At 66.8% G+C, this 25,503-nt stretch carries 28 protein-coding genes; 12 read left to right on the plus strand and 16 right to left on the minus strand.

Going from position 1 to position 25,503, the window contains the following annotated elements:
* Positions 1-157 precede the first annotated feature (157 nt).
* Positions 158-1,771, plus strand: coding sequence for a DUF882 domain-containing protein (locus SR870_RS12840; protein WP_322513949.1), 1,614 nt, complete (start codon positions 158-160; stop codon positions 1,769-1,771).
* Positions 1,772-2,008: 237 nt separating this feature from the next.
* On the opposite strand, the gene SR870_RS12845 is transcribed toward SR870_RS12840, so the two are convergent.
* Together SR870_RS12845 and SR870_RS12850 are read right to left on the minus strand one after the other, a co-directional pair.
* The gene (locus SR870_RS12845; RefSeq protein ID WP_011440324.1) at positions 2,009-2,281 is read right to left on the minus strand and encodes a DUF2312 domain-containing protein; all 273 of its coding nucleotides are present in this window, start codon (positions 2,279-2,281) and stop codon (positions 2,009-2,011) included.
* Positions 2,282-2,456: 175 nt separating this feature from the next.
* The gene (locus tag SR870_RS12850) at positions 2,457-2,750 is read right to left on the minus strand and encodes a DUF1244 domain-containing protein (protein WP_322513950.1); all 294 of its coding nucleotides are present in this window, start codon (positions 2,748-2,750) and stop codon (positions 2,457-2,459) included.
* Positions 2,751-2,955: 205 nt separating this feature from the next.
* Between SR870_RS12850 and SR870_RS12855 the strand changes: the two genes are divergently transcribed.
* Together SR870_RS12855 and pyk are read left to right on the plus strand one after the other, a co-directional pair.
* Entirely contained in the window at positions 2,956-3,546 is a 591-nt protein-coding gene (locus SR870_RS12855; RefSeq protein WP_322513951.1) for a DUF1036 domain-containing protein, read from the plus strand.
* Positions 3,543-4,976, plus strand: a complete 1,434-nt coding sequence (gene pyk / locus SR870_RS12860) for a pyruvate kinase (protein WP_322513952.1) — start codon at positions 3,543-3,545, stop codon at positions 4,974-4,976. The genes SR870_RS12855 and pyk overlap by 4 nt, the downstream gene beginning before the upstream one ends.
* Positions 4,977-4,991: 15 nt before the next feature.
* Here pyk and SR870_RS12865 read toward each other — a convergent pair whose 3' ends face one another.
* From SR870_RS12865 to ykgO, 6 genes are all read right to left on the minus strand, one after another.
* The gene (locus SR870_RS12865; protein WP_322518264.1) at positions 4,992-5,429 is read right to left on the minus strand and encodes a type II toxin-antitoxin system HicB family antitoxin; all 438 of its coding nucleotides are present in this window, start codon (positions 5,427-5,429) and stop codon (positions 4,992-4,994) included.
* Positions 5,430-5,451: 22 nt separating this feature from the next.
* Complete coding sequence (locus SR870_RS12870; RefSeq protein WP_041798051.1) at positions 5,452-5,652, minus strand: type II toxin-antitoxin system HicA family toxin; 201 nt, start codon at positions 5,650-5,652, stop codon at positions 5,452-5,454.
* A gap of 129 nt (positions 5,653-5,781) precedes the next feature.
* On the minus strand, positions 5,782-6,210 hold the full coding sequence (locus SR870_RS12875) for an OsmC family protein (RefSeq protein ID WP_322513953.1): 429 nt from the start codon (positions 6,208-6,210) through the stop codon (positions 5,782-5,784).
* A 40-nt stretch (positions 6,211-6,250) separates the two neighbouring features.
* Complete coding sequence (locus tag SR870_RS12880; protein ID WP_322513954.1) at positions 6,251-7,213, minus strand: alpha/beta hydrolase; 963 nt, start codon at positions 7,211-7,213, stop codon at positions 6,251-6,253.
* Positions 7,214-7,283: 70 nt separating this feature from the next.
* Positions 7,284-7,952 carry a tetratricopeptide repeat protein gene (locus tag SR870_RS12885; RefSeq protein WP_322513955.1) on the minus strand — a complete coding sequence of 223 codons (669 nt, stop codon included), beginning with the start codon at positions 7,950-7,952 and terminating at the stop codon, positions 7,284-7,286.
* Between the two features lie 116 nt (positions 7,953-8,068).
* Positions 8,069-8,194, minus strand: coding sequence for a type B 50S ribosomal protein L36 (ykgO, locus tag SR870_RS12890; RefSeq protein WP_054164123.1), 126 nt, complete (start codon positions 8,192-8,194; stop codon positions 8,069-8,071).
* Positions 8,195-8,508: 314 nt separating this feature from the next.
* Between ykgO and SR870_RS12895 the strand changes: the two genes are divergently transcribed.
* The 3 genes from SR870_RS12895 to SR870_RS12905 all read left to right on the plus strand — a co-directional run bounded on the left by SR870_RS12895 (position 8,509) and on the right by SR870_RS12905 (position 10,864).
* The gene (locus SR870_RS12895) at positions 8,509-9,378 is read left to right on the plus strand and encodes an amidohydrolase family protein (RefSeq protein ID WP_322513956.1); all 870 of its coding nucleotides are present in this window, start codon (positions 8,509-8,511) and stop codon (positions 9,376-9,378) included.
* A 263-nt stretch (positions 9,379-9,641) separates the two neighbouring features.
* Positions 9,642-10,379 (plus strand): haloacid dehalogenase type II, encoded by a 738-nt coding sequence (locus SR870_RS12900; protein WP_322513957.1) that lies wholly within the window; start codon positions 9,642-9,644, stop codon positions 10,377-10,379.
* Positions 10,376-10,864, plus strand: a complete 489-nt coding sequence (locus SR870_RS12905; protein WP_322513958.1) for a YbaK/EbsC family protein — start codon at positions 10,376-10,378, stop codon at positions 10,862-10,864. The genes SR870_RS12900 and SR870_RS12905 overlap by 4 nt, the downstream gene beginning before the upstream one ends.
* 61 nt (positions 10,865-10,925) lie before the next feature.
* On the opposite strand, the gene SR870_RS12910 is transcribed toward SR870_RS12905, so the two are convergent.
* From SR870_RS12910 to SR870_RS12925, 4 genes are all read right to left on the minus strand, one after another.
* Entirely contained in the window at positions 10,926-11,228 is a 303-nt protein-coding gene (locus SR870_RS12910) for a hypothetical protein (protein WP_322513959.1), read from the minus strand.
* A gap of 159 nt (positions 11,229-11,387) precedes the next feature.
* Positions 11,388-12,710: a HAMP domain-containing methyl-accepting chemotaxis protein gene (locus SR870_RS12915; protein WP_322513960.1), complete on the minus strand. Its 1,323-nt coding sequence runs from the start codon at positions 12,708-12,710 to the stop codon at positions 11,388-11,390.
* Positions 12,685-13,242, minus strand: a complete 558-nt coding sequence (locus SR870_RS12920) for a PAS domain-containing protein (protein WP_322513961.1) — start codon at positions 13,240-13,242, stop codon at positions 12,685-12,687. Before SR870_RS12920 ends, SR870_RS12915 begins: the two co-directional genes overlap by 26 nt.
* A gap of 188 nt (positions 13,243-13,430) precedes the next feature.
* The gene (locus SR870_RS12925) at positions 13,431-13,640 is read right to left on the minus strand and encodes a hypothetical protein (protein ID WP_322513962.1); all 210 of its coding nucleotides are present in this window, start codon (positions 13,638-13,640) and stop codon (positions 13,431-13,433) included.
* Between the two features lie 262 nt (positions 13,641-13,902).
* On the opposite strand from SR870_RS12925, the gene SR870_RS12930 reads away from it, so the two are divergent.
* The 3 genes from SR870_RS12930 to SR870_RS12940 are packed head-to-tail and all read left to right on the plus strand — an operon-like array spanning position 13,903 to position 15,836.
* Positions 13,903-15,264 carry a lipopolysaccharide biosynthesis protein gene (locus tag SR870_RS12930; RefSeq protein WP_322513963.1) on the plus strand — a complete coding sequence of 454 codons (1,362 nt, stop codon included), beginning with the start codon at positions 13,903-13,905 and terminating at the stop codon, positions 15,262-15,264.
* A 51-nt stretch (positions 15,265-15,315) separates the two neighbouring features.
* A complete protein-coding gene (locus SR870_RS12935) occupies positions 15,316-15,546 on the plus strand; it encodes a hypothetical protein (protein WP_322513964.1) in 231 nt (76 codons plus the stop codon).
* Positions 15,543-15,836, plus strand: coding sequence for a type II toxin-antitoxin system RelE/ParE family toxin (locus tag SR870_RS12940; RefSeq protein WP_322513965.1), 294 nt, complete (start codon positions 15,543-15,545; stop codon positions 15,834-15,836). The genes SR870_RS12935 and SR870_RS12940 overlap by 4 nt, the downstream gene beginning before the upstream one ends.
* A 172-nt stretch (positions 15,837-16,008) precedes the next feature.
* Here the strand turns inward: SR870_RS12940 and SR870_RS12945 are convergent, their stop codons facing one another.
* From SR870_RS12945 to SR870_RS12955, 3 genes are all read right to left on the minus strand, one after another.
* Complete coding sequence (locus SR870_RS12945; protein ID WP_322513966.1) at positions 16,009-16,797, minus strand: 3-hydroxybutyrate dehydrogenase; 789 nt, start codon at positions 16,795-16,797, stop codon at positions 16,009-16,011.
* Positions 16,798-16,841: 44 nt separating this feature from the next.
* Positions 16,842-17,978: a patatin-like phospholipase family protein gene (locus SR870_RS12950; RefSeq protein ID WP_322513967.1), complete on the minus strand. Its 1,137-nt coding sequence runs from the start codon at positions 17,976-17,978 to the stop codon at positions 16,842-16,844.
* Positions 17,979-18,065: 87 nt separating this feature from the next.
* Complete coding sequence (locus tag SR870_RS12955; protein WP_322513968.1) at positions 18,066-18,578, minus strand: CAP domain-containing protein; 513 nt, start codon at positions 18,576-18,578, stop codon at positions 18,066-18,068.
* 436 nt (positions 18,579-19,014) lie between these two features.
* Here SR870_RS12955 and SR870_RS12960 point away from each other — a divergent pair, with 436 nt between their 5' ends.
* Positions 19,015-20,691 carry an adenylate/guanylate cyclase domain-containing protein gene (locus SR870_RS12960; protein WP_416221165.1) on the plus strand — a complete coding sequence of 559 codons (1,677 nt, stop codon included), beginning with the start codon at positions 19,015-19,017 and terminating at the stop codon, positions 20,689-20,691.
* A gap of 541 nt (positions 20,692-21,232) precedes the next feature.
* Complete coding sequence (locus SR870_RS12965) at positions 21,233-21,490, plus strand: hypothetical protein (protein WP_322513970.1); 258 nt, start codon at positions 21,233-21,235, stop codon at positions 21,488-21,490.
* Between the two features lie 76 nt (positions 21,491-21,566).
* On the opposite strand, the gene SR870_RS12970 is transcribed toward SR870_RS12965, so the two are convergent.
* Complete coding sequence (locus SR870_RS12970) at positions 21,567-22,220, minus strand: hypothetical protein (RefSeq protein WP_322513971.1); 654 nt, start codon at positions 22,218-22,220, stop codon at positions 21,567-21,569.
* Positions 22,221-22,367: 147 nt separating this feature from the next.
* Here SR870_RS12970 and putA point away from each other — a divergent pair, with 147 nt between their 5' ends.
* Complete coding sequence (gene putA, locus SR870_RS12975; protein WP_322513972.1) at positions 22,368-25,376, plus strand: bifunctional proline dehydrogenase/L-glutamate gamma-semialdehyde dehydrogenase PutA; 3,009 nt, start codon at positions 22,368-22,370, stop codon at positions 25,374-25,376.
* Positions 25,377-25,503: the final 127 nt, after the last annotated feature.

The following is a 25,503-nucleotide window of genomic DNA, read 5'->3' on the forward strand; positions in this document are numbered from 1 at the left end:
TTCGCCATAGTCCGCAGGTTATGGTTGATGATCGACTTGGGGAAACGGGCATCGTAGTCGCGGTCGGTAATGCTCCGTGAACGATGCAGTCACCTGTCTCACGAATTCGGGGTTGAGACAGGCTCCCGTTCGGTCGTCCTTCTGGTGGGGCTCTCTTGTGCTGGCTGGACTTGCGCGCCGTCTGAAATCATTGTCGCTGCCCAAAGCCGGCTACGGCGCCGCGTTGTCGTCGGCCCTGCTGCTGGCCGGCGCCGGCTCGGTGCATGACGCCTCGGCCGTCGGCGACAGCCGCACCCTCTCCTTCCACCACACCCATTCCGGCGAAGACCTCACCGTCACCTTCAAGCGCAACGGCCGCTACGACGAAGAGGCGCTCGGCAAGCTCAATCACTTCCTGCGGGACTGGCGCAGCCAGGACAAGACCGTGATGGACCGGACGCTGTTCGACATCCTCTGGGAAGTCTATCGCGACGTCGACGGCAAGCAGCCGATCCAGATCATCTCCGCCTACCGCTCCCCCGCCACCAACGCCATGCTCCGCCGCCGCTCCTCGGGCGTGGCCCGCCACAGCCAGCACACCATGGGCCACGCGATGGACTTCTTCATCCCGGGCGTCGCCCTGGAGAAGATCCGCTTCGCCGGGCTTCGGCTGCAGCGTGGCGGCGTCGGCTTCTATCCGACCTCCGGCTCGCCCTTCGTCCATCTCGACACCGGCCGGATCCGCCACTGGCCGCGGATGTCCCCCGACCAGCTCGCCCGGGTCTTCCCGGATGGCCGCACCGTGCATCTGCCGACCGACGGCAAGCCGCTGCGGGGCTATGAAATGGCGCTGGCCGATATCCGCAAGCGCGGCGACGGCAGCGACAGCTCATCGTCCAAGACCAATTTCCTGACCGCGCTGTTCCGCGGCAAGTCGGCCGACGACGAAGACGACAGCGCCGGCGCGAGCGCGACGCCCGCAGCCGTCAGCGCCGGGCCCGCCGGCAGGCTCCCCGACATCAAGGTCGCGGACGTCAAGGCCGCCGAAGCCAAGCTGGTGGGCGCCGAGCCGGTGCCGATGCCGCGCGCCAAGCCGGCGCTGCCGATCCAGCTCGCCTCCGCCGACAACAGCGTGCCGCTCCCGGTGGCCAAGCCGGCGCAGCCGGCGGCCAAATCCGAGCCGAAGCAACTGACGCCGGCGGATATCATCAATGCCCGCGGCTTCTGGGACGACATCCCGGTGGCGCCGAAGCAGGCCACTCCGCAACAGGTCGCGGCGATCAGCGCCCGTCAGGCGCTCGAAGCCGCCGACCCGCAATCGCCGATGAACGCCATGGCGTTCGCTGCCAGTTCGACCGAGATTGTTTCCAAGCCGCAGCGGGGCCACCGCCATGTGGTGACCGCCAGCGCGCCGATCCCGACCGCGGTCCGGCCATCGTCGCTGGCGCGTCATCCGGTCGGCGCGGCCAAGATCGACACGGTGGTCGGCAAGACCGCGCAGGCCAAGGGCGGCCTGGTCGCCAATTCTGCCCGCATCACCGCCGCGGGCAGCCGCGACAGCGACGTCTGGATGCGCGCGATGATCCTGATGCCGAGCGCGGTCACGACCGGCGCGACGGCGATCGGCGATGCCGACATGACGATGCTGACCAAGCACTTCGCCAAGCCGAACGTCGCGGTGACGATGACGTTCTGCGACGATCCGCAGCCCGGCCTCTATGTCGACACGTTCACCGGCCCGGCCGTGGCGACGGTGGCGACCACGAGCTTCACCACCGCCGCGCTGCGCTGAGCGCGGGCGCCTCGCACGGCGCTTTCCCTGACGTTACGATTGAACTGGTTGCGGCGCGACGCTGCACCCTGCGCCGACGCTGCACCCTTCACCGGTCGGATCGAACAACGCATCGGCTCGGCATCTACTATCGAGATGCTCTGCGATACTGGTTCACCCGCTTTCGCGGGTGATGACGGTGGCACGGCTTTGCGCGGCCCACGGAGGCTGCGAAGGGCTGATCGAGGGCTCGCGCCCTCACAGCATCCCGAGCGCCTGCATGTAGGTCTCGAGGATCGTCTCCTGCTCGGCGCGCTCATTGGCGTCCTGCTTGCGCATCCGCACGATGGTGCGCAGCGCCTTGACGTCGTAGCCGTTGCCCTTGGCTTCGGCATAGACGTCGCGGATGTCGTCCGAGATCGTCTTCTTCTCTTCTTCCAGCCGCTCGATGCGCTCGATGATGGCCTTGAGCTGGTCCTTGGCGAATTTGGTCGCGGGCTCGTCCTGGACGGCGGCAGCAGAGGTGGCCATCGTTCACTCCTGGGGAATTGATGATCGGGAAAGGGCGGCGGGGATGAACGCCACGCGCCGCATCTGAGGGGGGACAGTCCCCACAGCGGCCCGCCCCGTCAAGGGGCATCGCGCTCATCCACAGCGACCGCACAGAAGAAATCGCGGGTCGCGATTTGCGTGCTGGACTCGCGCGTCAGTGGCCGCGGGTTTTGTCGAACGCATCGACCTGCGCCGGCGTCGCCGCGCTCTGATGCTTCGCCTTCCATGCTTCGTAGGGCATGCCGTAGACCGCCTCGCGGCTCTCGTCGCGGCTCATCGCGACGCCCTGCGCGTCGGCGGCGTCCTTCAGCCAGTTCGACAGGCAGTTGCGGCAGAATCCGGCGAGGTTCATCAGGTCGATGTTCTGAACGTCTGTGCGCTCGCGCAGATGCGCCACCAGCCGGCGGAACGCCGCGGCTTCGAGTTCTGTTCGGGTGTTGTCGTCCATTTCGCTCACCTTCTCGTGCACGCCATCGCCCGCTGAGATGGGGTCTGTGACCGTTTTTGCCACATCTTGCTGCTACTGTGATGGTCGGGATCGCGCTTGTCGGAGCCGTGCCACGTTGCGCCCGACATCCTCGTGAGCGGCGCGCCCCGTTGACAGGTCCGTCATGTCACGCGAAACCATTCTCGTTTTGTTATAGCTTGGCGGCATGTTCAGCACAGATTCTCTCCCCCGCATCGCAAAATCGCACCCTGCTCCGACCGTTCTGACGGCGGTGCTGGCGCTGTGCGCGCTGCTGCTGGCCGGCACCCCGGCGGCGGCGGATTTCCGGCTGTGCAACAACACGTCGAGCCGGGTCGGCATTGCGCTCGGCTACAAGGACGCCGACGGCTGGACCACCGAGGGCTGGTGGAACGTGTCGTCGCGGAGTTGCGAGACGCTGCTGCGCGGCACGCTGGTCGCGCGCTATTACTACATCTATGCGCTCGACTACGACCGCGGCGGCGAATGGTCGGGCCAGGCCTTCATGTGTTCGCGCGACAAGGAGTTCACCATCAAGGGCACCGAGAACTGTCTCGCGCGCGGCTTCGACCGCACCGGGTTCTTCGAAGTCGACACCGGCGAACAGCGCGCCTGGACCGTTCAGCTCACCGAGAGCAGCGAACAGAACCCCCAGAGACTCCCGGGCCTGCCGGGCGCGCCGCCGGGCGCCGCGATGCCCGGCATCCCGCAGACGCCGGGCCGCACCGCGCCGGCCACGCCGACCGCACCACCAGGCGACGGCGGGACCAAGCCATGAGACGTCTGCGCCGGATCAAGATCTTCGCAACCCTGGGCCCTGCTTCTTCCGACAGCGCGATGATCCGCAAGCTGTTCGAGGCCGGCGCCGATGTGTTTCGGATCAACATGAGCCACACCTCGCACGACATGATGCGGGAGCTGATCAAGACGATCCGCAACGTCGAATCGAGCTACGGCCGCCCGATCGGCATTCTGGTCGATCTGCAGGGACCGAAGCTGCGGGTCGGCATGTTCGGCAATGGGCCGATCCAGCTCAACAACGGCGCCACCTTCGTGCTGGATTCCAGCAAGGAGCCCGGCGACGCCGACCGCGTCCACCTGCCGCATCCGGAAATTCTCTCCGCGCTGAAAGTCGGCGACGCGATGCTGCTCGACGACGGCAAGGTCCGGCTGATCTGCGAGGAGACCTCGCCCGATCGCGCCGTGACCCGCGTGGTGATCGGCGGCAAGATGTCCGACCGCAAGGGCGTCAGCCTGCCCGACACCGATCTGCCGATGTCGGCGATGACCAACAAGGACCGCGCCGACCTCGAGGCCGCCTGCGAGGCCGGCATCGACTGGGTGGCGCTGTCCTTCGTGCAGCGCGCCGAGGACGTCGCCGAGGCCAAGCGGATGATCCGCGGCCGTGCCGCGGTGATGGCGAAGATCGAGAAGCCGCAGGCGATCGACCGTCTCGACGACATCCTCGACGTTTCCGACGCGCTGATGGTGGCGCGCGGCGACCTCGGCGTCGAGATGCCGCTGGAGCGGGTGCCGAGTCTTCAGAAGCAGATGACCCGCATGGCGCGCCGCGCCGGCAAGCCGGTGGTCGTCGCCACCCAGATGCTGGAATCGATGATCTCGAGCCCGGTGCCGACGCGCGCCGAAGTCTCCGACGTCGCCACCGCGGTCTATGAAGGCGCCGACGCGATCATGCTGTCGGCGGAATCCGCCGCCGGCAAATATCCGGTCGAAGCGGTCTCGACGATGAACCGGATCGGCGAGGAGGTCGAACGCGACCCGCTGTATCGCACCGTGGTGACGGCGCAGCGGCCGGAGCCGGAAGCCACCGCCGGCGACGCGATCGCCGGCGCGGCGCGGCAGGTCGCCGAAACCCTCGATTTGTCGGCGATCATCTGCTGGACCAGTTCGGGCTCGACCGCGCTGCGCGTCGCGCGCGAGCGGCCGAAAGTGCCGGTGGTGGCGATCACCCCGAACATCAATACCGGCCGTAAACTGTCCGCGGTGTGGGGCGTGCATTGCGTCGTCGCCGAGGACGCCAAGGATCAGGACGACATGGTCGACCGCGCCGGCCGCATCGCGTTCCGCGACGGCTTCGCCAAATCCGGCCAGCGCGTCATCATCGTCGCCGGCGTCCCGCTCGGCACCCCCGGCGCCACCAACATGGTGCGGATCGCCTATGTCGGGCCTACCGATACGGAGGTGTGAGGGCAGCAGCCCGATTCAGGCTGCTTCCTCGATCCCGACCACCAGGCGCTTGCCCAGCGCACGTAGCGCCTGGACCATCGCGGGTAGCTTGGTCGGGTGCTTGGGATCCAGGATACGGCGAACCTCTTTCTCATCCTTGTTCATGCGGCGCGCGAATTCGCTCTTACTGATGCCGGCGACCGCAAACGCCTCGAGCACAGCGAGCTTGGCAGCGACGTCCGGCGCAACCGCGATCATGGTCGCGCCCTTGCCCTTCGCCTTGACCTTCGGCAGCGGCAGTTCGCGCTGCGGATAGCTCAGCAGCGCCAGACCCAACGCCTCCTCCGCCTGCGCGCGGGCATCCGCGATATCGTCACCTTGGGTGATCGCTTCCGGAACGTCGGGAAAGCTCACGACGATAGTCCCCTTGCGATCTCCCGCTTCGAACTCCGCGGCGTAGGCGTATGTCTTCATCGTCAGCCCCTCTTCGGGCACGTCATTCGGCGAGACCGAGCTGCTTACGGATCTTGCGTGCGGTTTTCGGATCGATCTCACGGCTCGGCAGGGTCGTGAGACGATCGCCCACATAGACCATGGCATGGCCACCCTTGCCCTTGCGGTAGTCGACACGAAATCCGAGACCCAGCGCGCGAGCCTCGGCACGTAGTTCGGCGATGAAGCGATCCCGCTTGTCCATGCCGATCCCTCGACGGGACAAATATCGGACATTTTTGTCCGCGCGTCAATGGGACCGCTCCGCAGAGACCCGTGGCGGGCGGCTTCAGGTGCGCCGGCTCGACGAGCGCACCTGATGACGTCGCTTCGATCAGCCCGCCAGCTTCGCCTCCAGCGTGATCTTGGTATTGAGCAGTTTCGACACCGGGCAGCCCGCCTTGGCCTTGCCGGCGAGTTCCTGGAAGGTGGTGTCGTCGGCGCCGGGGATCTTGGCGGTGAGCGTCAGATGGACCGCGGTGATCTCGAAGCCGTCACCCTGCTTTTCCAGCGTCACGTCGGCCTTGGTCTCCATCTGCTCGGCGGTGAGCTTGGCTTCGCCGAGGATCAGCGACAGCGCCATGGTGAAGCAGGCGGCGTGCGCCGCGCCGATCAGTTCTTCGGGGTTGGAGCCGGGCTTGCCTTCGAACCGGCTGGCGAAGCCGTAGGGATAGTCCGACAGCGCGCCGCTCTTGGTCGAGATCGCGCCCTTGCCGTCCTTGATGCCGCCCTGCCATTTGGCCGAACCGAATGTCGTGCTCATTGCGTAGCTCCTGCTTTGGTGAATGGTCGGGGATGAAAGACTAATGCATCGCTGCGTGCGATTTCGTGACGGCGGTCGCGATCAACGCCTCGATCTCACGTTGCACCAGATCGGGGGCGGCGTTCTGCACCATGTGCCCGACATCCGGCAGCACGATCAGCTTCGCCTGCGGAACCGCGGCGGCGAAGGCGCGCGAATGGATGTCGACAGAGACGATCTCGTCGGCGTCGCCATGGATCAGCACGGTCGGCGCGGTGATCTGCGGATAGCGCGCGGCCTGCTCGGCCACGGCCGCCTTCAGCGTGGTCAAGTCCCAGCTATTGGCGAGGAATGCGCGCGGCCGCAGCAGCAGCGGCGTCGCGCTGGCGTCGACGTAATCCTCGGGCATGGTCTGCGGCGCGAACGCCGAGCGGGCCCCCGGCTCCGTGAGCAACAATCCGAGCGGGAGCGTGACGGTATGAGCCAGCAGCGGGCCCACCACCGGGGTAGTCATTACCTGGTTATAGGTGCCGACGCCGCCGCGCCACGGATGCGTCACCGGCGCCAGCATCACCAGCCCCGCGACGCGCTGCGGCTGATCCAGCGCCATCCGCGCGCCGAGCGCTCCGGCCATCGAATGCACCACGACGATCGCGCGCGCTACGCCGAGCGAATCGAGCGCCTCGCCGATCATTTGCGCCTGCGTCGCGGGCGACGAATCGGCGAGGTCGTCGCGGCTGCTCCAGCCATGGCCGGGCCGGTCGATCAGCAACACGCGGTGCCGCCGCGCGAGCTGGTCGCCGAGCGGCACGCGCATCGCGCCGAGATTGGAGCTCGCGCCGTGAATCATCACGATCGGCGGCGTGGCGAGATTGCGGGGGCCGAGATCGACGACGTGCAGCCTGCCGCCGCTGACGGCGATCACTTCGCCCTGCGGCGGAAACCTGCCCTGCAGCCACAGCACGCCGGCCTGCGTCAGCAGCGCCAGCGCGGAGAGCGTCGCAATGGCGCCGATCACGATCATGGAAGAGACCCGGGAGAATTTTCGCACGGGTGAGTTACGCCGTGTGGCCGCGAATGTTTCGTCGTCCCGCTCAGATATCGCGGCCCTCGACCTTTTCGGTCAGGGTCTTCACCAGGTCGGGCACCTTATCGAGATGCGGATTGATCGCCAGCGCCTTGCGGAAGGCATCGAGCGCGCGCTTGTCGTCGCCGAGTTCCTGCATGATCATGCCGAGCCCGGCCAGCGCGCCGAAATGGCGCGGCTCGCGCGCCAGCACCTGCTCGATATCGCCAAGCGAGCGGGCATATTCATTCTGCAGATAGAAGATCGTGGCGCGGCGATTCCAGCCCTCGAGATAGTCCGGCCGCAGCTTCACCACCGCGTCGAGCAGCTTCACCGCGACGTCGAACTGCTTGGCCTCGATCGCGACCTTCGCACGCGACATCAGCAGCGCCGTGGTGTCGCTGGAGGTCTGGCTCCACAGCGCCCAGATCCGCGCCTCGACATGCTTGGCGCTGGCCTCGTCGGGCGCGGCCTTCAGCGCGCCGAACAGGAACTCCAGGCCCTTGGCCGGATCACCGACGACGCGGGGGAGCTTCGCCGGCGGCGATGGCGGCTGTTCCAGCGGCTTGTCGAGGGAATGCTTGGGCGGCGCGTTCCTGGGCGATTCGGGCGCCTGGGCATGCGCGGCGAGCGGCAGCAGCGCGGCCAGCAGGGCCGCGCAAGGCAGGAATCGGCGGAAGGTCAAACCAGGGGCCATCCGCGAAGTCTAGACGCAGGACAACGCGCTGCAAAGCAGCGCGTGCGTCACACAGGCGTGATGGTAATACGACCGGCGGCCGGCAAATGCTCAGCCGCGCGCGGTCCCGGTAACGATCAACCCTGGCGGGCCTTGAAGCGGCGCTGCACCTTGTTGATCACGTAGAGCCGGCCCTTGCGCCGCACGAGGCGGTTGTCGCGATGGCGGGAGCGCAGCGATTTCAGCGAGTTACGGACCTTCATGGGTCTATCCTGACTGTTTGAAAGGCCGTTTGGGACTGGCCGAAGGTGTAAAACATACCTTTCCCGCCGGCGGCACTCCGCCCGGGACGGTCGTTTTCTAACGAGGGCAGCCCGGCCTGTCAATCGAACCGGACGGCCAAAGGCACCGTTTCCGCAGGGAAAATGCCGGATCGGCCGATCGCGCTGGCCTGCAGGCGAACCAGTCCCTCATCCGGTGGTCGGGCCGCCGATCCGGCGGCTTCACAGCTCCGAAAAATAGTTATAGACCATAATCAATTCTCCCGCCCCGCCAAGAAGGCCAAGGAAACGCCCCGATGCTCAATCCCGACGATCTCGTCGCCATCGATATCCACACCCATGCCGAGGAGCCGTGCGGCTGCCACGGCGACGACGGTTACGACGATTTCCAGGCACGGATGGCCGAGTATTTCGGCTCCCCGAACAAGCATCCGCCGACCGTGCCGGAAACCGCAGCCTATTATCGCGCCAAGAAGATCGCCGCGGTGATCTTCCCGGTCGACGCCGAGCGCGAGACCGGCTTCCGCCGCTACAACAACGACGAGATGATCGAGGTCACGCGGGCCAATTCCGACGTACTGATTCCGTTCGCCTCGATCGATCCGCACAAGGGCAAGCTCGGGGTGCGCGAAGCGCGGCGGCTGATCAAGGACTACGGCATCAAGGGCTTCAAGTTTCACCCGACGATGCAGGGCTTCTATCCCAACGACCGGCTGGCTTATCCGCTGTATGAAGCGATCCAGGAAGGCGGCGCGATCGCGCTGTTCCACACCGGCCAGACCGGCGTCGGCTCCGGCATGCCGGGCGGCATGGGAATGCGGCTGAAATACTCCAACCCGATGTACATGGACGACGTCGCGGTCGACTTCCCCGACATGAAGATCATCCTCGCGCATCCCTCGTTCCCCTGGCAGGAAGAAGCGCTGTCGGTCGCGACCCACAAGCCCAACGTCTATATCGATCTGTCGGGATGGTCGCCGAAATACTTCCCGCCGATTCTGGTGCGCTACATCAACGGCCTGCTGCAGGACAAAATGCTGTTCGGCTCGGACTGGCCGGTGATCACGCCGGACCGCTGGCTCGCCGATTTCGCCAAGCTCGAGATCCGCGACGAGGTTCGCCCGAAAGTGTTGAAGCAGAACGCCCGCAAGCTGCTGGGGATCTGAGCTTGTCACCTCTCCCCGCGCGCGGGGAGAGGTCGGCATGCATCGTCAGATGCATGCCGAGTGAGGGGGCGCTTCGCCGCAGCCGAGCCGCAGCGACTCGCGTCGCCCCTCACCCCACCCCTCTCCCCGCAAGAGCGGGGCGAGGGAGCCCGCCGCAATCCTTGCACCGCTTCCCGAAGCAACGGCGCCCGCGCTTCTCATCGCTCGACCACTGCGATAGCGTCGCCCTACCAGCGAAATCGCAGCAACTACCGAGACCCCCTATGACCATCAAAGCCGTCGTGTTCGATGCCTACGGCACGCTGTACGACATCCAGTCGGTCGCATCCGTCACCGAGCAGGCGTTTCCCGGCTACGGCGATGTGATCACCCAGGTTTGGCGAATCAAGCAGCTCGAATACACGTGGCTGCGGTCGCTGATGGGCACGTACGAAGATTTCGGCGTCGTCACCCGGGACTCGCTGGCCTACACGCTGGACTGCCTCGGGCTCGACGATGGCGGCGCGGCGCCCCGGCGGATCTTCGACAAATATCTGCATCTCGATCCCTATCCCGACGCGGTCGCGGCGCTGACCGCGCTACGCGGGCGCAAGCTCGCGATCCTGTCGAACGGCAGCCCCGACATGCTCGGCGCGTTGACCAGGAACACCGGCCTCGACGGCCTGCTCGACGACGTCATCAGCGTCGATGCGGCCAAGGTTTTCAAACCCGATCCGGCCGCCTATGCGCTCGCCGAGACCCGGCTCGGCGTGACACCGCGCGAAGTGCTGTTCGTGTCGTCCAACCCGTGGGACGTCGCCGGCGCCAAAGCCTTCGGCTTCACCGTCGCCTGGATCGAGCGTGTCAGCCGCGAGACGATGGCGCGTGAGTTGGCCCGCTCCGGACCGCTGCCGCCGCTGACGATATTCAAGGCGCTCCGCACGCAGATGGACGTGCTCGGTTTCGAACCGGATTACCGGATCGCCTCGCTGTCGGAGCTTTCGGAGGTTGTGACCGCATGAGTCTCGAATCCGTCCGCGCCTGGTTCGCCGCACACGCCCCCGACATCGCCGTCGAGGAATCCGACAAGAGCTCGGCCACGGTGCCGCTCGCCGCGGAGGCCTACGGCGTGCCGCCGGAGCAGATCGCCAAAACGCTGTCGCTGCGGGTCGGAGACCGTGTCGTACTGGTGGTGACCAGCGGCACCGCACGGCTGGACAACAAGAAGGCCAAAGCGGCGTTCGGCGGCAAGCCGAAGATGCTCGGCGTCCACGAAGTCGCCGATCTCACCGGCCATGAAGTCGGCGGCGTCTGTCCGTTCGGCCTGAAGGATCCGCTGCCGATCTATTGCGACGTCTCGCTGCAGGCGTTCGACGTCGTGGTGCCGGCGGCGGGCTCGACCCACAGCGCGGTGCGGATCGCGCCGCGGCGGATGGCGGAGTTGGTCGGCGCCGAATGGGTCGATGTCAGTGAAGTGCGCGCCGAACAGGCCGCGTCGCAACCGTAGGCGAGTCCGCACAGGGCAACGGGGCCCGAAGGCCCCGCGATCCATCCAATGTGCAGAGGGGTTACCAGCGCCGCCCGCCGTGCCAGCCCGGGCGGCCGTAGAAGCGCGGACCGCCGTAGAAGCGCGGGGGTCCGTAGTAACGCCGCGGGCCGTAATAGCCGTAGGCGCCGTAGTAGTTCGGACGCCAGACGCAACGGCCCCAGGGATCGCAAACATAGCGCACCTGATCGATGTTCGCGGACTGGCTGCCGACAGCGTTGGCCTGATTCGGAAGACCATTCGGCATCGCCGCGGATGCGACGCCCGGCGCCAGCGCAACAGCCCCGAGGGCCGCAGCGGCTGCAATGGCGAGTTTGAGTGTCATCGGATCAACCTCCTTCAATCCAGCTCTAAACTGCTGACACCATGGGAGGTTTCAGCTGAACGAGCGCTGACGGACGGGTTCATCTTCGTGAAATTTTGGTAAGCTGAGGAGCGGATCCCACCTACACGCGTCTCCGCCGATCCGCTATCCGTGGAACGATCAAGCCGCGCGGCGCGAGGTTTCGTCCCGCCGCAGCGAGCGCAGGAAGTCCCGCACCGCGTCGCCGAGCGTGGTCGCCTGCTGCGCCAGCGAGCCCGACGCGGTCAATGTGGTTCCGGCGTGCTGCTCGGTTTCGGCGACGTTGACGCTGACGCTCTGGATGTTGAACGAGATGTCGCGGATGCCGGCGAAGGCCTGCTCGATGTTGCGGGCGACCTCGCTGGTCGCCGCGGTCTGCGCCTCGACCGCCACCGCCACCTGACGGGTGATGGCGTCGACCTCGCCGATGCTCTGGCCGATGCCCGAGATGGCGTCGACCGCGGCGCGGGTGGTCTCCTGCACTTCGGCAATGCTGACGGAGATGTCATGGGTCGCCTTGGCGGTCTGCGCGGCGAGCGATTTGACCTCCTGCGCCACTACCGAGAAGCCCCTGCCCGCCTCGCCGGCGCGCGCGGCCTCGATCGTGGCGTTCAGCGCCAGCAGATTGGTCTGCGAGGCGATCTCCTCGATCAGTTGAACGATGGTGCCGATCCGCTCGGTCGCGGTCGACAGGCTGCCGACCGTCTCGCGCGCATGATCCGAGGCGCCGACCGCCGTCTTGGCGATCATGGCCGAGCGATTGACGCTACCGAGGATTTCGTTGGCCGACGCGGTTAGCTCCGTGGTCGCCGCCGCGACCGTCTCCATATTGGTCGAGGCCTGTTCCGAAGCGGCCGACACCGCCAGCGTGCGCTCGCGCGTCGCGGCGACGCCGAGATTGAGGCTGCCCGCGGTCGAGCCCATATTGTTCGACGCCGACGACACCGTGTCGATCACCGCACCGATCGTGCCTTCGAATTCGGCGGTGTTGGCGTTGAAGGCCGCGACCCGCGTCTCGATCGCCTGCATGGCGTCGTTGATCGTCCGGCTGGCGATCAGCAGCGAGCCGCGCAACCCCGCCGGCAGGATGTGACGATAGTATTTGTCGTCACGAATCGCGCCCATCGCCGCGCTGGCCTCGCGCACGAAGGCGTCGCAGCGGTCGATCATGTCGTTGAAGACGTGATGCAGCGCGCCGATCCGGCCGCCCTCGCGGCTGCCGATGACCCGCGCCTCGAAATCGCCGTCGGCGATGCGCCGACAGACCGCAGCCAGATTCGCCAAGGTCCGGTCGAGCCGCAGCAGCATCAGGCCGAGCAGTGCGGCGAACGCCAGCGTCGCGACGAGGCCGATCGGCAGCAGCACCGGCACGCCGATCAGCAAGCCGGCCGCCGCCGTCAGGGCGGAGACGACGATGCCGCCGAGGCAGACGGCCGCGCTAGAGAGAGAAGACGAGCTGATCATAGGGGACATTCTTCGCTTTGACGAAATCGAGCAGATGTTGCGTGCCGGCGGCGAGTCCGTCCTTGCCGTTGCGATGACGCTTTTCAACCTCGCTCAGCTCGGCATAGACCGGCGCCAGTGCAGAGATCACGCGGCGATCCGGCACGCGGCGATTGGAGTGATAGCCGACCACCTGTTTGGCCGCGTCGAACGACGGCGTGACATGGGCGAACACCCAATAGAAATCACCGCGACGCGTCATGTTCTTGACATAAGCGAAGATCTCGCGGCCTTCCGCCAGCGTGTCCCACAGCAGCTTGAAGACGCAGCGCGGCATGTCGGGGTGACGAACGATCGAATGCGGCTGGCCGATCAGTTCGGCTTCGCTGTAGCCGCAGATGTCGGTGAACACCTTGTTGGCGTAGGTGATACGGCCTTTGAGATCGGTCTTGGAGACGATGATATCGTCGGCGTCGAAGAAGACTTCGACTTGGGTCGGCGAGGCGATCTGTTTCACGGGCAATATCCGGCTGCAAATCATCAACCCGGACATACGATGTCCCGGCCTCGAACAAATACGAGCCAGGCTCTTAAGAGTTAGTTCGCTCGACGAATGCGCGATTCATCCGATCGCGGCATATTTCCTCAGATCGACCTACCAATGTACTACTCACGCAGAGCCAATAACGAAGGTTGTCCGTGAAATGACGGACACCACTCTGATGATCCGGACTCGATCCCTCAGCGCTCGTCCTTCTGCCGACGGCCGATCCCTGCGACCAGCAGAAACGCAACGACGAGACTCGCGACATTGAGCGCACCTTCGCGGACCGCATTCGGCGAGAAGCCGAACGCCTTGTGCATGATCGCGTTCACGACAGCGGCGACGATGATCGCAGCCAGACCAGCGGCCGCGAACAGACCGACCATCTTCGGAGTAAGCTTGGGCATCGATAATATCCTGCCTTGCGCGCTGAGTGGTAACAGGAAACCTGACCGATCACGACGAGGCGCGACGCCGCGCGTGTCGGCTGACCGTCAACGAAAGGGCCAGTTCCCGGTTCCAGCCTATACTGCCGGCGGGGTGTTTTTGCGAATTATTCACGTTGGCGGCTGCCGGGCCGCCCAACCCAATCTTAACATCTGGTTGCTAAAGGGATCAGGCTACCGTGGCCGCCCGCGGCCCGGCCATTCGGGGGTCGCTTTGGCTGTCATGGATGATCCACCGGCATCATCGCCGCTCGCCGGGTTGAAGACGCGCCTCGCAGCCCTGTTCGGCAGTTCGAACGAACGCTCGCTGACCAATCGCCTCGCCGGCACGATCTTCCTGATCCGCGTCGTCAGCGCCGCGATGGCCTATGGCGCGCAGATCCTGCTGGCGCGCTGGATGGGCACCTCCGATTACGGCGTCTATGTCTACGTCTGGACCTGGGTTCTGCTGCTCGGCTCGATGCTCGACTTCGGCATCTCCGCCTCCGCCCAGAAGATCATTCCGGAATACCGCGCCAGCGGCGACCTCGACCGGCTGCGGGGTTTCCTTTCCGGCAGCCGCTGGGGAACGCTGGCGGCCTCCAGCCTGGTGTCGCTGGCGCTGGCGGCGTTGGTGTGGGCGCTGTCGTCGTCGATCGACCCCGCGACCGTGCTGCCGCTGTATCTCGGCTGCCTGACGCTGCCTGCCTTCGTGGTCGCCAATACCCAGGACGGCATCGCCCGCTCGCACGACTGGATGAAGCTCGGCCTGATGCCGCAGTTCATCATTCGCCAGGCGCTGATCATCGGCTTCACCGCCGGCCTGTTCGTGCTCGGCTTCCAGCTCGGCGCGGTCGCCGCGATGGCGGCGAGCTGCGCTGCGGTGTGGCTGGCGATGATCGGGCAGATGGTCGCGCTGAACCGGCGGCTCGCCGGCCATGTCGCGAGCGGCCCGCGCGCCTACGATGTCCGCGGCTGGCTCGCCACCTCGCTGCCGATCCTGCTGGTCGAGAGCTTCTATCTGCTGCTGTCCTATACGGATGTGCTGGTGCTGCAGCAATTCCGCTCGGCCGAGGAGGTCGGCGTCTACTACGCGGTGGTGAAGACGCTGGCGCTGGTGTCGTTCATCCACTACGCGATGTCGGCGACCACCGCGCACCGCTTCACCGAATATCACGCCGCCGGCGACAAGGATCGTCTCGCGGCCTATGTGAAGCATGCGATCGCCTGGACGTTCTGGCCATCGCTGGCGGCGACCCTGGTGCTGCTCGCGCTCGGCAAGCCGCTGCTGTGGCTGTTCGGCCCGCAATTCACGCAAGGCTACGGCATCATGTTCGTCGCCGCGATCGGCCTGATGGTCCGCGCCGCGATCGGCCCGGTCGAGCGATTGCTGAACATGCTCGGCCACCAGAACATGTGCGCGCTGGCCTACGCCCTGGCGTTCGCGGTCAACCTCGCGCTGTGCCTCGTGCTGGTGCCGCGCTTCGGGGGCTACGGCGCCGCAGCCGCGACCTCGGCAGCGCTCACCTTCGAGACCGTGCTGCTGTTCTGGATCGTCCGCAAACGTCTCGGACTGCATGTGCTGGCGTTCGGGAAGAGGGGCTGAGGGAGAAGCTCCGGCTGGCTCGGAAGGGGGGTGCGTGCTAGTCTGCCCGCCATGAGTGCAGATCTCAAAGCCCTGATCGAACGTGCCGAGAACTGGCCCGAAGCGGCGCGAGAAGAACTCGCCGCCATCGCCGAACAGATCGAAGGCGAATTGCAGGCGCACGAATATTCCGCGAGCGATGACGAGCTGCGCGTGATCGACGCCGCAACGGCCTCACTCGATCGGGGCGAGCGGGCGAGCGACGACGAGGTCGCTGCGGCGTTCGCCAAATTTCGGCTGTGAAAGTCGTCTACTCTCGGCAGGCTATCGCCGATTTGCTTCGGGCCGCTGAATACTACACCTCGAATGCGAGCCCGACGGTGGCCCGATCGATCGGGCGACGGATCGAGGATGTCGTTCAGCGGATCGCAACGGCGCCCGAATCCGCACCTCGCGTTTCGCAGCGATCCGCGGTCCGGACCGTCGCGGTGGTCCGCTATCCGTTTCGAATTTTCTATCGGATCGAGCTGGGCCAGATCGAGATCTTGCACATCCGGCACACCTCACGTCGTCCGCCAGGTCCCGAAGAGTAGCGACGAGTTTCCCAGCCTTCCCGCTTCCGCTCCGTCGTCGCCCGGCTCGACCGGCGATCCAGTATCCCAGGGCCACATCGCACTGGAATACTGGGCCCTCCGCTTTCGCGGAGGGTGACGGCAGGTGATGTGACAGCGCCGCGCGTAATAACATACGCGCGAGAAAGCGCCCCTACGCCGCGGTCCAGCCGCCGTCCATCGACAGATTGGCGCCGGTGATCTGGCTGGCGTCGTCGCCGCACAGATAGACCGCGAGGGCTGCGACCTGCTCGGACGTGACGAACTGCTTTGTCGGCTGCGCCAGCAACAGCACGTCGTTGATCACCTGCTCCTTGGTCAGACCGCGCGCCTTCATGGTGTCGGGGATCTGCTTTTCGACCAGCGGCGTCCAGACGTAGCCCGGCGAAATGCAGTTGCAGGTGATCTTGTGGGTCGCGACTTCGAGCGCCACCGTCTTGGTCAGGCCGGCGATGCCGTGCTTGGCGGCGACATAGGCCGACTTGAACGGCGAGGCGACCAGCGAGTGGGCCGAGGCGGTGTTGATGATGCGGCCCCAGCCGCGCTTCTTCATGCCCGGCACCGCGGCGCGGATGCCGTGGAACGCCGACGACAGGTTGATGCCGATGATCGCGTCCCACTTCTCGATCGGAAAATCCTCGACCGGCGAGACGAACTGGATGCCGGCATTGTTGACCAGAATGTCGACCGAGCCGAAGCTCTTCTCGCCGAGCGCGACCATCTCGGCGATCTCGGCGGGCTTCAGCATGTCGGCCGGCGAATACACCGCCTTCACGGCGAAGTCGGTCTCGATCGCCTTGCGCTCCTTCTCGATCGCATCGGCCTCGCCCATGCCATTGATCACGACATTGGCGCCGGCCTTGGCGAAGGCGCGCGCATAAGCGAGCCCGATGCCCGAGGTCGATCCGGTCACGACCGCGGTCTTGCCCGTGAGATTCGTCATCATCTGCTCCTGTTCGATCGTTTGGACAGCGGCCGGACCGGCCGCTATTTGATCGCATCCCGGGTGAGGTCCCAGGTCACCATGGTGTCGCCGTCCTGCGGACCGCTCTGCCACTCCTGGTGGCGCATCGAGACATAGACATCCTGCTCGCCGGATTTCCAGTGCTCGATCATGTTGAGGCGGGAGAAATCGTAGTCCTTCGACGACGCCTCATGGGCGCGCTTGCGGTAGATCAGGTGCACCACGGTGACGGCATTTTCCTTCGCCGCCTCGTGCAGGATCGTATAGGCCGGATCGTTGCGCAGTTCGTCCGGCAGCCGGTCGATCAGATGGCGCAGCGCCTTGCGGGTGTTGTGGATCTGCTTGTTCTTGTCGGTGTTGAGCCGGGTGCGGCTGGAGAAGCGGATGTCCTTTTCGCGCTCGGCGGCTTCCAGCAGCGTTTGCGGCAGCCGGCCTTGGGAGCTGAACAGGTCGACCTGGAAGATCAAGAGATCGTCGCGCTGCTCGCTGTCGAGCACGTAGTCGAGCGGCGTGTTGGAGGCGACGCCGCCGTCCCAATAATAATGGCCGTCGATCTCGATCGCCGGGAACCCCGGCGGCAATGCGCCCGACGCCATGATGTGCTCGGGGCCGATCGTCTGGCGGGTGTTGTCGAAATACTCGAAATTCCCCGTGACGATGTTGACGGCACCGACGCTGAGCCGGATGCCGTTGGTGTTGAGCAGATCGAAATCCACCAGGCGTTCGAGCGTCGCGCGCAGCGGCTTGGTGTCGTAATAGCTCAGCGTTTCCGGATCGGCCGTCGGCATCAGATGCGCCGGCGGAAAGCGCGGCGTGAAGAAGCCGGGCACGCCGAACGCTGCGACCATCGCGGCACTGGCTTCGTTGAACAGCGAATGCGCGTGGTCGGTGTGCAGCATCGGCTGCCACGGCACCGGCGACGAGGCCATCTCCCAGAACTGCTTCAGCTTCTCGACGCGCTGCTCGCGCGGATTGCCGGCGATGATCGCCGCATTGATCGCGCCGATCGAAATCCCGGCGAGCCATTCGGGCTCGAAATCGTGATGGCACAGCGCCTGATAGGCGCCGGCCTGATACGAGCCGAGCGCGCCGCCGCCTTGCAGCACCAGCACGCGACGTGGACGAGAAGCGGGTTTGGGATGGTGGTGGGAGGGATTCATGAGGTTCGCCGCAGACAGGACGGGCACCGTGGCGCTCCGCATCCACGGCGTCAATCGTTCACCCGGTCAATCCCGATCACGCCCGCTTTATCGCGGCGGTTCGGTCGAAGCCAGAATCAGCGTCCAGAACACCTTGTATTTGGTGTTCGGCGCGTAGCTCGCGGCGATCCCGAGCTTGGTGACGCCGCCTTTCAGCATGTTCGCGCGATGCGGCGGCGAATCGCGCCAGCCGGAGAACGCCTCCGCGAGCGTGTGATAGCCGGCCGAGACGTTCTCGACCGCGACCGACGCCGGATAGGCCGAAGCGTTGAGCCGCTGCGCCAGCGGCGCCTTGGCGTCGTGGTCGAGCTTGTTGCGCCTCGCCATCGTGGCCGACTGTTCCTCGGCCAGCCGCGTGAGCGCCGGATCGAGCACAACCGGGCCGAGCCCGTTGTTCTGGCGATATTGCGAAATCATCGTCGCGGCGGCGACGCCGTCGACCCTGGCGCCCTCGCGCGCCATGCTGGCGTACATCGACGGCGCCTCGACGCTCGGACCGACATCGCCGGCGCAGCCGGCCAGCAGCAGAAGGCCGAGAGCGGCCATCACCCCACGCAACATCCGAAATTCCCCATGCGCGCATCGGCATGGCCGGCCCGTCACCGGCCACCGCGCGCCGGTCCGTTGTTGCACATCAACAGTGGCTGAAAGGTGAAGATGGGGCCGAACGCAGCGGTCCGATGCAGGCTCCGAGCGCGGAGCGCAAAGCCGTGGCAGACCCTGTTCCGCCGGCCGCCCGCTTCCTCTGCCGCTCATCGCGAGGGCGGGGGCGACGGCCATGCGGCTCGCCGGAATGTGCACCTCTCGCACCCGGCGGGGCTGCACATTGGCGACACCGCCTCGGCGTCCCTCCTCGCGTGTTGACCGCGGCCAAAATTCCTTCGACAACCCGTCGGTGTCGAACCAGCGAACGATCACCGACCGACCTCGCACCGCGAACGTGAAGCGTTCGCGCGGGCCGGGATTCCTCCGCGGCATCGGGCTGCGGCAGGTCCGGATGTTCAGCGGGCTGGTGCTGTTCGCCTATCTGATCAGCCACTACCTCAATCACGCACTCGGCAACATCTCGGCGGAAGCGCTCGAGGCCGGGGTGATGTGGCACCTCGCATTCTGGCAGTTTCTGCCGGTGGCGATCCTGTTCTATGGTTCGGTCACCGTCCATACCGGGCTCGGCCTGTGGGTGCTGGTGCAGCGTCGGCGGTTCCGCTGGCGCACGGTCGAGCCGCTGCAGATCCTGCTCGGTCTCAGCGTGCCGCTGCTGATCTACAGCCATGTGATCGGGCTGCGGCTCAGCAACGTATTGTACGACATCGACAAGCTGTATCCGCAGGTGCTGTACACCTACTGGGTGGCTTGGCCGACCTCGCGGCTGTGGCTGATGGTGGCGGTGCTGCTGATCGCCTGGGTGCACGGCTGCATCGGGCTGTACATCTGGCTGCGGATCAAGCCGACGGCGCGCCGCGCGATGCCGTGGCTGCTCGCGCTCGCGGTGCTGATCCCGACGCTGGCGCTGCTCGGCTTCTACCAGGGCGGCCGCGACACCATCCGCGCCGCGTCCGCGCCGGGCTGGCAGGACGCCAACATGTCGGTGAAGCAGCTCGGCACGCTGGATCAGCAGAAGACGCTCGACCGGATCGGCGACGCGTTCGTGTTCGGCTATCTCGGGCTGATCGGGCTGGCGCTGATCGCCCGCGCGGTACGCGGGCTGAACGAGCGGCGCGGCGGCATGATCCGGCTGACCTACGGCACCGACCGCAGCATCCGGGTGCCGAAGGGCACCAGCGTGCTGGAGGCCAGCGAGCGCCACAACATTCCGCATGCCAGCGTCTGCGGCGGCCGCGCGCGCTGCTCGACCTGCCGGATTCGCGTGATCGGCGACCCGGCCGAGCTGCCCGCGCCGTCGAGCCGCGAGGCCTTCGTGCTCGCCAGCGTCGGCGCCGGCGACGATCCGTCGATCCGCCTCGCCTGCCAGCTCCGGCCGACCCACGACCTCTCCTTCATGCCGATCTTTCCGCCGCGCAACGCCGCGGCGGCGCGGCGCATGGCGCGCGCGATGAAGGTCGGCGAGGAACGCTATCTCGTCAGCATGTTCGTGGACCTTCGCGGCTCCACCAAGATCGCCGAGACGCGGCTGCCGTTCGACACCGTGTTCATCGTCAACCGCTTCCTCGGCGCGGTGTCGCGCGCGGTGATCGCTTGCGGCGGCCAGCCCAATCAGTTCATCGGCGACGGCGTGCTGGCGCTGTTCGGCCTCAAGGACACGCCGCGCGAGGCCTGCCGCAACGCCATCCGCGCCGCCGCCGCGATCGCCGCCGCGGTCGACGAACTCAACGGCTTGATCGGCCACGACCTGCCCGAGCCGATCCGCTTCGGCATCGGCATCCATGGCGGCGACGTCATCCTCGGCGAGATCGGCTATCGCGACCACATGGTGTTCACTGCGCTCGGCGACTCGGTCAACGTCGCGGCACGGCTGCAGGACATGACCAAGGCGCTCGGCTGCGAGACGCTGCTGTCCGACGAACTGCGCGAGACCGCGGGCATCGCCGCCGATTCGTGGCCGACCCAGCAGGTCGAGATCCGCGGCCGGGTCGAACCGATGCTGGTGTGCCCGATCGCGCAATCGCGCGACCTCGCCGCAGCGCTCGATCACAGCGAACTGACGCTCGCCTGAGAGCCGGTCGGAACCAAGCAACTCACCCGTCATTCCGGGGCGCGAGCACAGCTCGCGAACCCGGAATCCCGAGCTGTTCATCGCGCCTCATGCGCCAACCTCGGGATTCCGGGTCCGCGCCTGACGGCGCGTCCCGGAATGACTTGCGTGGGGTCGCCACGACTTGCTCGATCCACGCTCCGACGAGAGCCGTTCGGTCTACGATGGAATCAGCACTGGCGCGCAGAGATGCTCACCACAGGCACAGCCTCATGGTGAGGAGGCGCGAAGCGCCGTCTCGAACCATGCGCCGCCGGTCCTGCCGTGTCTCCCATCCTTCGAGACGCCCGACTTCGCCGGGCTCCTCAGGATGAGGGGTCAGTGCATCTGGAACGCTCCATGTGATCCAGCGCACACTCCCCGCCGTCGCTCGCCGATCCGCCGCCACGCGGCGTGAACCCGCGCGAATTTCAGCGCGACGAACGTGCGATGGGCAGGTCCACGACCACCGGACTTGATGGAGTAACAACCGCGCCGCGGGCGCATTTCGAGGAGAACGACCATGTTTCGCAAGATCGCACTTGGACTGTTTGCTGCCGCTTCGCTCAGCGTCGTCGCGCTGGCGCCGACCTCCGCATCCGCCGGCGGCGGCAAGTGGCATCACCATGGCTGGGGCCATCACCACCACTTCCACGGACCCGCCTTCGGCGTCGGCTATATCGGCGCCGGCTATGGCGCCGGCTACGGAAGCTGCTACGTCACCCGCCGCGTGCCGACCTCGCACGGCTGGCGCTGGCGCACCATCAACATCTGCTACTGAGGTCTCGACCGACGTTGCAGGCGTGGAGTCCCGGTCGCCGGCGCGGCCGGGACTTTACCTGTCGAAGAGCTCACGATCAGTCCAGCTTGACCCACTGAGCGACCGGCATCACTTCCGGCGTCTGCGCATAGGCGCGGGTCCACATGTCGACCACCCACTGGGCGCCGCTGCCGCGCTCGACCAGCACCGCAGTATTGTGCGGCGTCTGCAGCACCAGCACGTTGCCGCGATATTTCGGATCGCCGACGTTGTGATGCTTCAAGAGGCCCCAGCCCTGCATCACCAGCAGCAGGCTGGTGGTGTTGCGGGTGGTGTCCCAACAATCGAAATTGTGCTTGTCGTCGAAGTAGCGGAAATCGGCGCGGGCGATCCGCTTGTCGGTGCCGAGCACCGGACCGAGCCTTCGATCGAGCCACACCACCGCCTTCTGCACCGCCGTGCGTTCGGCTGCGGCCGAGGCCCGGCCCGAGGCCATGATCCGCGACAGCGCGGCGCGGTCGCCGGGGCCGAAGGCCAGTTCATGGCGGCGGCGGCAGACAAAGCCGTAGCACACCGTCATGCCCGAGGCCGACGGCGGGTTGATCGACACCGAACTGTAGAGTTGCGCCACCTCCCGGCTGAGCGGATCGGCCCGCGCCGATGTGAGGCCCGCGCCCACGGCAGCAAGTCCCGCGACCGCCAGCGCAACGCCGCGCCATCCGATCGATCTGCCGGTGTTTGCTGCCTTCATCCTGCCCTGCCTGCGTGTTGATCGCCGGGACGCTAGCGCGAGCGGCCGGCGGTGCCAATATTGGATTCGGGCGGCGTCGTATTTGCGGATCGGCTGATGCGTCCCGCACACACCGCCCGCACTGCGGATTCCTCGCGAGGACCGATCATGCCGCCTGATTCGCCGCTTCCCGCATTCGACGCCGCCTACGCTCCCGACGACGCCACGCTCGCGGCGTCGCTGATCGCGTCGATGCCGCGCGACCCCGCGCGTGATGCCCGCATCGACGCGACCGCCACCGGACTGATCGCCGCGATCCGCGCCGGCGATCACTCGCTCGGCAGCGTCGAGGCGATGCTGCGCGAATACGCGCTGTCGACCAGAGAAGGGCTGGCGCTGATGGTGCTGGCCGAAGCGCTGCTGCGGGTGCCGGATTCGGCGACGGCCGACGCCTTCATCGAGGACCGCCTCGGCCAGGGCGACTTCGCGCATCACCGCATCAAGTCCGACGCGCTCTTGGTCAACGCCTCGGCCTGGGCGCTCGGCCTGTCGGCACGCGTGGTGCAAGCCGGCGACACGCCGCAGGGCACGCTCGCCGCGCTGGCGAAACGGATCGGCGCGCCGGCGGTGCGCGCGGCGACGCGGCAGGCGATGCGGCTGCTCGGCAATCATTTCGTGCTCGGCGAAACCATCGGCGACGCGCTCGCCCGCGCGCAGGTGCATGCGAGCGAAGGCGTGCGCTATTCCTACGACATGCTCGGCGAAGGCGCGCGCACGCAGGCCGACGCGGAGCGTTACTTCGCCGCCTACGCGCAGGCGATCGAGGCGATCGGCCGTGCGGCCGGGAATGCGCGATTGCCGGCGCGGCCGGGCATCTCGGTGAAACTGTCGGCGCTGCATCCGCGGTTCGAGGCGGTGAGCCGCGACCGCGTGCTGCGCGAGCTGACGCCGCGCCTGATCGACCTTGCGCGCAAAGCCAAGGACCACGACCTCGCCTTCACCATCGACGCCGAGGAGGCCGACCGGCTCGAACTGTCGCTCGAATTGTTCGCCGCATGCCTCGCCGATCCGTCGCTCGCGGGCTGGGACGGCTACGGCCTCGCGGTGCAGGCCTATCAGAAACGCGCGGCGGCTGTGATCGACCATGTCGACGCGCTGGCGCAACGTTTCGATCGCCGGCTGATGCTGCGGCTGGTGAAGGGCGCCTATTGGGACAGCGAGATCAAGCGCGCGCAGGAGCGCGGCCTGCCCGACTATCCGGTGTTCACCCGCAAGGCGATGACCGACCTCAACTACCAGCATTGCGCCGACAAGCTCCTGCGCCTGCGGCCGCGGATCTTCCCGCAATTCGCCAGCCACAACGCGCTGACGGTCGCGACCGTGCACGAGCTCGCCGGCGGCAGCGACGGCTACGAATTCCAGCGGCTGCACGGCATGGGCGAGGCGCTGTATGCGCGGCTGCGCGCCGAGCATCCCGAGCTGAGGTGCCGGATCTACGCGCCGGTCGGCGGCCATCGCGACCTGCTCGCTTATCTGGTGCGGCGGCTGCTGGAGAACGGCGCCAATTCGTCATTCGTGGCGCAGGCCGGCGACGACACCGTGCCGGTGGCAGAGTTGCTGCGGCGGCCGGAGGCCATCATCGGGACGCCGGACAACCCCCGCCATCCGAACATCCCGCTGCCGCGCGATCTATTTTCACCGCAGCGGCAGAATTCGCGCGGCATCGAATTCGGCGACCGCGCCGCGCTGCAACGGCTGGTGAGCGAGATCGACGCGGCGCGCCGGCCGCTGCCGCGCGTCACCCCCACAACACCGGAAGATGCCGCCGCCGCGATCGCCGCTGCGCGCGGCGGCTTCGCGGATTGGAGCCGCACGCCCGCAGACGCGCGCGCCGCCGCGCTTGAGCGCGCGGCCGAGCTGCTGGAACAGCGCCGCGCGAGCTTCATCGCGCTACTGCAGGACGAGGCCGGCAAGACGCTCGACGACTGCATCTCCGAGGTCCGCGAAGCGATCGATTATTGCCGCTACTACGCCGCCGAGGGCCGCCGCCTGTTCGGCGACGGCATCGCCCTGCCCGGCCCGACCGGCGAGAGCAATACACTGCGGCTGCGCGGCCGTGGCGTGTTCGTCGCGATCTCGCCGTGGAATTTTCCGCTGGCGATCTTTCTCGGCCAAGTCACCGCCGCGCTGATGGCCAGCAACGCGGTGGTCGCCAAACCCGCCGAACAGACGCCGGCGATCGCCGACGCCGCCGTGCGGCTGCTGCACGAATCCGGCGTGCCGCGCGATGCGCTGCAGCTCGTGCAGGGCGACGGCGCGACCGGCGCGGCGCTGGTGGCGCATCGCGACGTCGCCGGCGTGGTGTTCACCGGCTCGACCGAGGTCGCGCGCGCGATCAACCGCGCACTGGCCGCGAAGGACGGCCCGATCGTGCCGCTGATCGCCGAGACCGGCGGCATCAATACGATGATCGTCGACGCCACAGCATTGCCCGAGCAGGTCGCCGACGACGTCGTGGCCTCGGCGTTCCGCTCCGCCGGCCAGCGCTGCTCGGCGCTGCGGCTGTTGTTCGTGCAGGACGACGTCGCCGACCGGATGATCGAGATCATCGCCGGCAGCGCCCGCGAATTGAAGCTCGGCGATCCGCGCGATCCGGCGACCCATGTCGGCCCGGTGATCGACGCCGAGGCCAAGGCGAAGCTCGATACGCATGTCGCGAAGATAAGCCGCGAGGCGACGCCGCATTTCGCAGGCACAGTACCGACGCAAGGCAACTACGTCGCGCCGCATATCTTCGAACTGCGCGACGCGTCACACCTGACCGAAGAGGTGTTCGGCCCGATCCTGCATGTGGTGCGCTACAAGGCATCCGATCTCGACGACGTGCTCGCCACGATCGCACGCAGCGGCTACGCGCTGACGCTCGGCGTGCAGTCGCGGATCGACGACACCGTGGCGCGCATCGTCGACCGGCTGGCGATCGGCAATGTCTACGTCAACCGCAACATCATCGGCGCCGTCGTCGGCGCGCAGCCGTTCGGCGGCTCGGGCCTGTCCGGCACCGGGCCGAAGGCCGGCGGCCCGCATTATCTGCCGCGCTTCGCGCTGGAGCAGACGGTGTCGATCAACACTGCGGCCGCCGGCGGCAACGCGGCGCTGCTGTCGGAACAGGACTGAGACACCCGGCCGTTCAACATCCGTCATTGCGAGCGCAGCGAAGCAATCCAGAGCTCCGTGCACTGCATCGCTGGATTGCTTCGTCGCTCCGCTCCTCGCAATGACGGCTATGCGGGTTCCAATATTG

Origin of the sequence: Rhodopseudomonas palustris, from assembly GCF_034479375.1 — a bacterium.
In the GTDB taxonomy this organism is placed as follows: Bacteria; Pseudomonadota; Alphaproteobacteria; order Rhizobiales; family Xanthobacteraceae; genus Rhodopseudomonas; species Rhodopseudomonas palustris_M.

What these genes read in the sequence shown, in the direction of transcription:
- SR870_RS12845 (WP_011440324.1), bottom strand. Translation starts at nt 2,281, where the DNA reads ATGGCCACCTCTGCTGCCGCCGTCCAGGACGAGCCCGCGACCAAATTC.
- SR870_RS12850 (WP_322513950.1), bottom strand. Translation starts at nt 2,750, where the DNA reads ATGGACGACAACACCCGAACAGAACTCGAAGCCGCGGCGTTCCGCCGG.
- SR870_RS12855 (WP_322513951.1), top strand. Translation starts at nt 2,956, where the DNA reads ATGTTCAGCACAGATTCTCTCCCCCGCATCGCAAAATCGCACCCTGCT.
- pyk (WP_322513952.1), top strand. Translation starts at nt 3,543, where the DNA reads ATGAGACGTCTGCGCCGGATCAAGATCTTCGCAACCCTGGGCCCTGCT.
- SR870_RS12865 (WP_322518264.1), bottom strand. Translation starts at nt 5,429, where the DNA reads ATGAAGACATACGCCTACGCCGCGGAGTTCGAAGCGGGAGATCGCAAG.
- SR870_RS12870 (WP_041798051.1), bottom strand. Translation starts at nt 5,652, where the DNA reads ATGGACAAGCGGGATCGCTTCATCGCCGAACTACGTGCCGAGGCTCGC.
- SR870_RS12875 (WP_322513953.1), bottom strand. Translation starts at nt 6,210, where the DNA reads ATGAGCACGACATTCGGTTCGGCCAAATGGCAGGGCGGCATCAAGGAC.
- SR870_RS12880 (WP_322513954.1), bottom strand. Translation starts at nt 7,213, where the DNA reads ATGATCGTGATCGGCGCCATTGCGACGCTCTCCGCGCTGGCGCTGCTG.
- SR870_RS12885 (WP_322513955.1), bottom strand. Translation starts at nt 7,952, where the DNA reads ATGGCCCCTGGTTTGACCTTCCGCCGATTCCTGCCTTGCGCGGCCCTG.
- ykgO (WP_054164123.1), bottom strand. Translation starts at nt 8,194, where the DNA reads ATGAAGGTCCGTAACTCGCTGAAATCGCTGCGCTCCCGCCATCGCGAC.
- SR870_RS12895 (WP_322513956.1), top strand. Translation starts at nt 8,509, where the DNA reads ATGCTCAATCCCGACGATCTCGTCGCCATCGATATCCACACCCATGCC.
- SR870_RS12900 (WP_322513957.1), top strand. Translation starts at nt 9,642, where the DNA reads ATGACCATCAAAGCCGTCGTGTTCGATGCCTACGGCACGCTGTACGAC.
- SR870_RS12905 (WP_322513958.1), top strand. Translation starts at nt 10,376, where the DNA reads ATGAGTCTCGAATCCGTCCGCGCCTGGTTCGCCGCACACGCCCCCGAC.
- SR870_RS12910 (WP_322513959.1), bottom strand. Translation starts at nt 11,228, where the DNA reads ATGACACTCAAACTCGCCATTGCAGCCGCTGCGGCCCTCGGGGCTGTT.
- SR870_RS12915 (WP_322513960.1), bottom strand. Translation starts at nt 12,710, where the DNA reads ATGATCAGCTCGTCTTCTCTCTCTAGCGCGGCCGTCTGCCTCGGCGGC.
- SR870_RS12920 (WP_322513961.1), bottom strand. Translation starts at nt 13,242, where the DNA reads ATGTCCGGGTTGATGATTTGCAGCCGGATATTGCCCGTGAAACAGATC.
- SR870_RS12925 (WP_322513962.1), bottom strand. Translation starts at nt 13,640, where the DNA reads ATGCCCAAGCTTACTCCGAAGATGGTCGGTCTGTTCGCGGCCGCTGGT.
- SR870_RS12930 (WP_322513963.1), top strand. Translation starts at nt 13,903, where the DNA reads ATGGATGATCCACCGGCATCATCGCCGCTCGCCGGGTTGAAGACGCGC.
- SR870_RS12935 (WP_322513964.1), top strand. Translation starts at nt 15,316, where the DNA reads ATGAGTGCAGATCTCAAAGCCCTGATCGAACGTGCCGAGAACTGGCCC.
- SR870_RS12945 (WP_322513966.1), bottom strand. Translation starts at nt 16,797, where the DNA reads ATGACGAATCTCACGGGCAAGACCGCGGTCGTGACCGGATCGACCTCG.
- SR870_RS12950 (WP_322513967.1), bottom strand. Translation starts at nt 17,978, where the DNA reads ATGAATCCCTCCCACCACCATCCCAAACCCGCTTCTCGTCCACGTCGC.
- SR870_RS12955 (WP_322513968.1), bottom strand. Translation starts at nt 18,578, where the DNA reads ATGTTGCGTGGGGTGATGGCCGCTCTCGGCCTTCTGCTGCTGGCCGGC.
- SR870_RS12960 (WP_416221165.1), top strand. Translation starts at nt 19,015, where the DNA reads ATGTTCAGCGGGCTGGTGCTGTTCGCCTATCTGATCAGCCACTACCTC.
- SR870_RS12965 (WP_322513970.1), top strand. Translation starts at nt 21,233, where the DNA reads ATGTTTCGCAAGATCGCACTTGGACTGTTTGCTGCCGCTTCGCTCAGC.
- SR870_RS12970 (WP_322513971.1), bottom strand. Translation starts at nt 22,220, where the DNA reads ATGAAGGCAGCAAACACCGGCAGATCGATCGGATGGCGCGGCGTTGCG.
- putA (WP_322513972.1), top strand. Translation starts at nt 22,368, where the DNA reads ATGCCGCCTGATTCGCCGCTTCCCGCATTCGACGCCGCCTACGCTCCC.